The 7,564-nt window shown below is 68.0% G+C and carries 3 protein-coding genes and 3 pseudogenes; 5 read left to right on the top strand and 1 reads right to left on the bottom strand.

Annotation, left to right across the window (positions count from 1 at the left end; genetic code table 11):
* Positions 1–108 precede the first annotated feature (108 nt).
* Both BLW43_RS21965 and BLW43_RS21960 read left to right on the top strand, forming a co-directional pair.
* Complete coding sequence (locus tag BLW43_RS21965; RefSeq protein ID WP_093256917.1) at positions 109–636, top strand: hypothetical protein; 528 nt, start codon at positions 109–111, stop codon at positions 634–636.
* Between the two features lie 3 nt (positions 637–639).
* Complete coding sequence (locus BLW43_RS21960) at positions 640–3,123, top strand: hypothetical protein (protein WP_093256915.1); 2,484 nt, start codon at positions 640–642, stop codon at positions 3,121–3,123.
* 148 nt (positions 3,124–3,271) lie between these two features.
* Here BLW43_RS21960 and BLW43_RS24495 read toward each other — a convergent pair.
* Positions 3,272–3,547, bottom strand: a pseudogene (locus tag BLW43_RS24495) (ISKra4 family transposase); the annotation flags it as partial.
* A 69-nt stretch (positions 3,548–3,616) separates the two neighbouring features.
* Here BLW43_RS24495 and BLW43_RS21955 point away from each other — a divergent pair.
* The 3 genes and pseudogenes from BLW43_RS21955 to BLW43_RS21945 form a co-directional block, all read left to right on the top strand.
* Positions 3,617–3,967 (top strand): annotated as a pseudogene (locus BLW43_RS21955) (transposase); the annotation flags it as partial.
* A gap of 167 nt (positions 3,968–4,134) precedes the next feature.
* Positions 4,135–6,882: a calcium-binding protein gene (locus BLW43_RS21950; protein WP_093256910.1), complete on the top strand. Its 2,748-nt coding sequence runs from the start codon at positions 4,135–4,137 to the stop codon at positions 6,880–6,882.
* Positions 6,883–7,262: 380 nt separating this feature from the next.
* A pseudogene (locus BLW43_RS21945) lies at positions 7,263–7,564 on the top strand (IS1634 family transposase); the annotation flags it as partial.

The raw sequence follows: 7,564 nt of genomic DNA, 5'->3' as shown, positions 1-7,564 counted from the left end.
GTACGTCGGGGGTGTCGGCTTGCTCATCCACCCCGGCTATCACGCTGGATTCGCGACGTGAATCCCTCCGCCAGCCACCTTTGCGCAACATAGCCGTTGGGCGAGACCATGCTGGGGTTCGGCGACCATTCCAAGGATGTAATCGGCACGCCCAAGGTGTTCCACAATCGCGTGTTCGCACCCGAAGTCGATGGCATCCGCGTCTACACGATCGGATCGAGGAACTTGCCGCAGCTGATCGCCCCTGACGACGGGACGCTGACGGGAAAGATCGACTGCGACGGCCACTTCCTGGCCTATTGTACGGGCCAGACCCTCTGCGTGTTCGACCTCGAGAGCGGCGCGATGGTGTCGAAGACCCCGGTGACCATCAGCGATCCGACGCCGATCCTGCGGATGGGCAAGTGCTACCTGTTCGGACAGGTGGTCCAGGTCGTCGACATCTTCAGGGGTGCGGTGATCGACGCGCTGGACTTCACCGTGGACGACCCCGAGAACGCGGTCGCCGGCGACGACGGTACCCTCTACTTCGCCTCGCTCGGCGGCATCAACGTGCTGCCGCTCTCCGCCGGCGTCGAGGTCGACCACAGCCTCTACGCCGAGAGCGGCGTCGAGGGCCTGATCGGGTCCTACTAGGACGTGCTCTACTATCGGACCGAAACGCAGGTGAAGTCGGCGCGGGTGAACACGGACCTGCACGACATCTATGTCGAGACCGAGCTTCTGCAGGACATGACCTTCGACGGCGAAGCGACCGAGCCGACCCTGCACGAGAGCCACGCCGTGCTGATCGCCCTGCACCGCGACGACGGCACGCCACGCGCCGATCGGACGCTGCGCGTGACCGCGTCGGAGCCGGCGGAGATCATCTGGCGCGGCGTTAGCCACACGGTGTCGCAGGACGCCCATCTGGACGTGGTCACGGACGGCGCGGGCCGCTGCCGGCTCGACGTGAGGGCGGGCCATATCGGCGAGGACGGCGCATTCCACTCCGGCCTCGCGACGGCCGAACTGTATCTGCGCGGTGGCTTCATGGCGCCGGAGACGACGGTGATCCTGCGCCCGAACGCCCGGCTGATCGGTGCGCTCGGGTCTCTCAGCGCCGATCATCTGAACGCCGCGGCGGACTGGACCGGTCAGCCGGTTCTCCAGCCCGGGCTCAATGGCTCGGCCCATGTCGAGGCCGCCGCGCAGACCGTGCGCGCCCTGACATCCGTAGCCGTTGGCGCAGGCAAGGCCGCACGCGACGCCGCCGGCGGTTCGAGCTATTGCAACGCCGCCAGCGATCCCGTCGCCCTGCACGCCCAGACCGCGGACCAGCAGCCCCCCGGCCTCTACACCGCCAGCTTCAGCTTCGCCCTCGGCCAGGACGGGTCGGCGCACTTCACGGAGATGTCGCAGTCGGACGCCGCCGCCGCGTACGATGCGGCGGTGAATGGTCCGGCGACGCGGGGGCTCGCCTCGGAACTCTGGCATGGCGTCGAGACGGGCGCGCTCAAGATCAGCCATGGGGTGGCCTATGCCGCCGGCGGCGCACTGAGCGTGGCCGTCACCGCCGTGTCGACGGCGATCCACGACCCAAAGGAGTTCTTTTACGACGTGGCGATCGGCTCCCTGTTCGAGGCGCTGCGCCTCGCCCACGGGGTGCTCAACGCGGTCGTGACGGGCGTAAAGCGCCTGATCCAGGCGCTGAGCTACGCCTTCGACAGGAACATCCTCAAGGCGGTCGCCTGCGCGGTGGAGAACCTCGGCGTCGCGACGATGGCTAGCTTTGCGTCTGGCCCCCTCGCGACCCTGCGGAAGCACGCGCGGTCGGAGGTGAAGACGAGCTTTTCATCCGCACGGATGACCGATCCAAGCGCGTCCGCGGCGCTCGACGACCAGATCGGCGGGCGTTCGCCGCTTCAGTCCGACGCCGCCTACAGCAAGAAGCCGACGCCGTCCCAGGGCGCGACCAAGGACCACTGGCTGCTGCACAAGGTGATGGACGCGATTTCCGGCGGCGCCGTCGACCCGGGCGTGGCCCCGTTCACGCTGTCGTCTGGCGCGGAAAAGGCCTTCGAGGCTATCATCGCGCAACTCGGGTCGGTCGTGTCCCACGACGTGACGCGGACGCTGCATCAGGCCTATGCCGACCTCAAGGCCACCGGTGACCCAGGTCTCCTCGCCCGGGCGGGGACGGCGCTCGTGGACCTGATCCGCGGTCTGGCGCACCTTGTTCAGGACGTGGCGGCGGCGCTGATCGACAGCCTGTTCGACTTCATGGACGCGGTGATCAAGGAACTGCTCGCCTTCGCGACCCATCCGATGACCAGCATCCCCTTCGTCTCGCGGTTCTACGCTTGGGTCATGGGCAAGGACATGACGCTGGCCGGCATGATGGCGCTGGTCGGCGCCATCCCGACCGGCTTCGCTCTCGCCTGGCTTTCACCGGACCCGGAGTATCTTCGGAAGGGGGCGACGGCGCCCCGCAAGGTCATCGCGCTCAAGACCCGCGGCGCGCTTGAGGTCTGCACCGGCGTGTTCCAGATCATTCACGCGGTCGGGAGCACCGTCCTGGCGGCTGCCGACCTCGCGGCCGCATACGCGAAGATCTCCGAGTACCAGGAAATCCCGGGATCCAAGAAGCCGATGGGACCGGCTGCGCTCCGCTGGCTGCGTTTCGGCTTCGCGCTCGGGTCGCTGGTGATCTCGAAGGGCATGCTGCTGGCGTCGTTGGGAACCAACATCGAGAGCACGACCTCCGGCCCGACGCTTTCCTGGATCGTCCCTCCGATCATCGCGGTCGGGATCCACATCCTCGACCTCGGCATTCTCGGGATCCGCGGGGCCGATCCGGAACTGACGATGAATGTGGCGGTGCCCACGGCGTTGTGGGGCGTGGGTTCCGCCCTCGCCATCGGAATCATCGCCTGCAACGCCCCGAAGATGACGACGGATCTTGCCCTGCACATCGCCTTTGCAACTCTCGTCGCGGCGTCGCTGGTCACTCGGATCGTGCCGGCGATCGGGGCGACGCGCGATCTCCGGACGGGCATGGCTGGGCTGGTCATTTCGGGAGGGCTTCTGGGCTCGTCCGGCGTCATCGCGATCGCGCGGGGCGGAGTCGCGCTGCATTCCTGACACAGGGAGTGGATAAAATGTGGGGGTCGCGCACTGGTCTGCGAGGGGTACTGCCCGCTGAGCTGTCGCAAGTGGCGCTGCGCTCGGGAACTGATCGCCGTTTTCGCCCCGAACGCTCGCTGCACGACCCCCACGTTTTGCCCACTCCCCGCCCGAACAGCGTATCGAGCGTGCGGGAACGGTAGTCGTGCATGGGGCGTACGCAGCCGCAGTCGGGACAAGACCGGCTCGCCTTGGCGAGCTCCTCGATCTGGTCGTGGATGATCGCGCGCTGAAGACGCTCCAGGATCGCCTTGGCGTCCTCAAGCATCAGCCCGAATGCTTCTGGACAGGTCATCCGGCAGGGGCGCGAGAGGCGGCCGAGTGAATGCCGCCGGACCTCGCCGTCCTCGAAGATCGTCTCGATTGAGATCCGCACGTCCATGCCAAGCTCCCTCTACCGCCAAGAGCCCAGCCTACACCAATTCCGACCCCCAGCTTTTGCCCACTCCCCGTCATGCCTTTCGCCGACACGGAGGCCATGCAGGCGCATCTCGCCGAGATCGGCCTCACGGTCGATCCCGGCGCCCATGCCGTGCTGATGCTCGACCAGGCGGGCTGGCACATGTCCGCCCGGCTCGTCGCGCCGGACAACATCACGCTGCTCCCGCTGCCGCCTCGCTCCCCGGAGCTGAATCCGGTCGAGAACCTCTGGCAGTTCATGCGCGACAACTGGCTGTCGAAACGGGTCTTCAGCTCCTACGACGATATCGTCGAACACTGCTGCGAGGCCTGGAACAAGCTCGCCGACCAGCCCTGGCGCATCATGACCATCGGCCGGCGGGCCTGGGCTAATCGGTCGTGATCAAGGGGCCTTGGTATGAGACCGTCGCCCCGCCACGACGACGGACCTTCGCCACCTCGCTCGCTTGGCTCCAGGTAATGACGAGAACCGAGGAGCAAGTTGATTAGCCAAGGCGAATCACGTTAACGTTTTTTACTAAAAGAACAGTTGTTTCGATAGGTATTGAGATGGCGACATTCAACGGCGGAAACGGTCCCGATCCCCTCACCGGCACCGAGGGCGACGACGTCATCAACGGCCTCGGCGGCGACGACACCATCCGGGGCCTCGGCGGAAACGACGTCATCGACGGTGGAACCGGCGGCAATCGCATCGACGGCGGCGCCGGCGACGACACCATCACCAGCCGCGGCGGCGAGGACGCCCTCTTCGACATTGTCGAGGGCGGGCCGGGGAACGACCTGATCCGCGTTGAGGGGCCTGACGGCACCGTGTTTCCCGGGACCGGAAACGACACCGTCATCGCTGCGGCGTTGGGGACCGCGATCCTCCGCTACGACGGCTTCGCCACGCCGCTCGTGATCGACTTCGCCGCCGGCACGGCGACGACCACGGGCATGACCGACGCGCTGACCAATATCGACCGCGCCAGCGGCGGCGACGCGGCCGACACCCTGCTCGGCGGTCTGAACGACGACTACGAGGGCTTCGACGACAGCCCCGGCGGCGACTTCATCGACGGCCGCGGCGGCTTCGACGAGCTGATCTTCAACATCGGCGACGTCGGCCCCAACCCGATCGTCATCGACTTCGCGGCCGGGACGGTGCGCGACACCTTCCTCGACACCGACACCTTCCAGAACATCGAGGCGGTGCGCGCCACCCTGCGCGACGACGAGGCCCGCGGCTCGGACCAGGAGTACGAGCGCTACCGGATGCTCGCCGGCGACGACACGGTGATCGGCGGCGGCGGGATCGACGAGGTGGACTACTCGCGGGACGCCAACTACGGCGGCCCGGCTGGCGTCACCGTGAACCTCGCGACGGGAACGGCCGTCGACGGCTGGGGCGACACGGACAGCCTCTCGGGCGTGGAGCGGGTGCGCGGCACCGACAGCGCCGACAGGATCACCGGCGACGGCGCCGACAACCGCCTGCGCGGACTCGGCGGAGACGACACGCTCGACGGCGGCGCTGGCGTCGACGAGCTGGAGGGCGGCGACGGTGACGACAGCCTCGTCGCCGGGGGCGCGGCGGGCAACGGCGACCGCGACCGCCTGCGCGGCGGCGCCGGAGACGACACGCTGGTCGGCGTCGGCTTCCGCGCCGAGGCAGACTACCGCTTCGGCCATGACGACAGGCTGGGCGTGGTCGCGGACCTCGCCGCAGGGACGGCGACGGACCCCTTCGGCGATGTCGACAGGCTGATCGGGATCTCGCGGCTGCGGGGCACGGCGGGCGACGACACGCTGCTGGGCGACGACCGGAACAACGGGCTGCGCGGCGACGACGGCGCAGACCTGATCGACGGCCGCGGCGGCTTCGACTTCGCAATGTTCGGTTTCACCGACGAGACCGAGGGCGCGGTGGTCGACCTCGCCGCCGAAACCGTCGCTAACGACGGCCACGGCAACGTCGAGACGATCCGCAACATCGAGGTGCTCGTGGGCACGCGCTTCGCCGACGTGTTCCGCGGCTCAGCCGAGGATGAGTTCTTCGAGGGGTACGAGGGCGACGACCTGTTCGACGGGCGCGGCGGCTTCGACACCGCCAGCTACCTGTTCGAGGAGGGCGCGCAGGGCGTCGTGGCCGATCTGACGGTGGGAACGGCGACCGACACCCACGGCGACACGGACACGCTGATCTCGATCGAGGGGCTGGAGGGAACCGACCGCGACGACACGCTGCGCGGCGACGCCGGCGACAACAGCATCGACGGCGAGGGCGGCGCGGACCTGCTGACCGGCGGCGCCGGCGACGACAGCTTCCGCGGCGGCGTCGACGATCTTGATGGCGACGTCATCACCGATTTCAGGCTCGGCAGCGTGCTGATCGTCGAAGGCGCCGTCTTCGGGTTCAGCGCCCTGACTTTCACGCAGGCGACCGGCGCCCTCGCCCTCGACATCGACGCGGACGGCGCGACGGACGCGATCGTCACGTTGCAGGGCGTCGACGTCGAGCCGGATTTCTTTATCACCGCCGCAGGCGACGCCACCGAAATCCGTCTGACGGGCCTCGTTGTCGATCCGCCGTTCGGCTTCGGCACCGAGGGCCCCGATCGCATCACCGGCACGCCTGGCCCGGACAGGATCGACGCGCTGGGCGGGAACGACACGGTGAAAGGTTTCGCCGACGCGGACGACATCGACCTCGGAACCGGCGACGACATCGTGCTCTCAAGCGGTGGCGCGGACACGATCCGCGGCGGCGCGGGCGCGGACACGATCAAGTCGGGCGACGGCGCGGACAGCATCGACGGCGGCGACGGGAACGACATCATCCTGTCGGGCAATGACGACGACACCATCCTCGGCGGCGCCGGCGACGACACCATCAAGCCGGGCCGCGGGGACGACAGCATGGACGGCGGCGCCGGCGACGACATCCTCGTGGCGTTCCGCGGCGACGAGGTTCTGATCGGCGGCGACGGAAACGACACCCTGCTCGGCAACCTCGACGACGACACGCTGATCGGCGGCGCCGGCGACGACCGGATGCAGGGCGGGCCGGGGCGCGACACGTTCGTGTTCGACACGCCCGAGTGGGGCGACGACCGCATCGTGCTCGATTTCCTGCCCCAGTCCGACACGCTGGACTTCCGCGGTTCGGGGCTGGGCTTCGCCGACCTGAGCATCACCCAGGCCGGCGACAACGTGCTGATCGAGGCAGGCGACAGCTCGATCCTCGTCAACTCAGCCCGCTTCGGCCCGCTCGACGTCGCCGACTTTACGGGCGACGTGCTGCTCTTCGGATGAACCGGCTTCTCTCGCTCACCGCCCGAGCCGCACGGTCAGCTTCCGCACGTTGGACACACGCCATCCGGCTCCAGGCCGAGTGAGAACGCCGCGCATGTCCGCGATCACCGGGGCGAGGTCGGCGGCGAAGCGGTCCGCGTTCTCGGAAACCGTCCCGCGCAGCCCGCGGCCGCCTTCGGCGCAGCGCCGCCGCGCCGTTGGTGACCCTGCCCCCCGGAGTTCGACACTTCCGGCCCCGATTTTCGGGCACCCGGACCGTTAGCCTCTGGGTAATCAATAACTTAGCCTTTGCCCGGGGGTGATTTCAGCGAAGTTGTGTTGTGGCACGTCATCGGTATTTCACGATGGAAAGCAGTTTTCTGCCGTGATATCGTTGCGGCATGCACACGAAGATCACCCGGTCGGGCGGACGACGCTATCTGCAGCTGGTCGAGGGCTATCGTGATGATGCGGGAAAGGTTCGCCACCGCGTGATCGCGAACCTGGGGCGGATCGAGGATCTCACGCCCGAGAAGCTGGATCCCCTGATCAGTGGGCTCAACCGCGTCCTGGGCCGGGCGGAGAACACCGCCTCGCACCTCACCCACGAACCCGCGCAAAGCTACGGCGACGTCTTTGCGCTGCACGAGCTGTGGAAGGATCTCGGCTTCGACCGGGCGCTGAGCCGCGCGCTGCGCTCGGG

The organism is Rubrimonas cliftonensis (assembly GCF_900107585.1).
GTDB lineage: Bacteria > Pseudomonadota > Alphaproteobacteria > Rhodobacterales > Rhodobacteraceae > Rubrimonas > Rubrimonas cliftonensis.
Note: the sequence above shows the minus strand (reverse complement) of the source record. Positions and strands in the feature narration are given on the sequence as shown.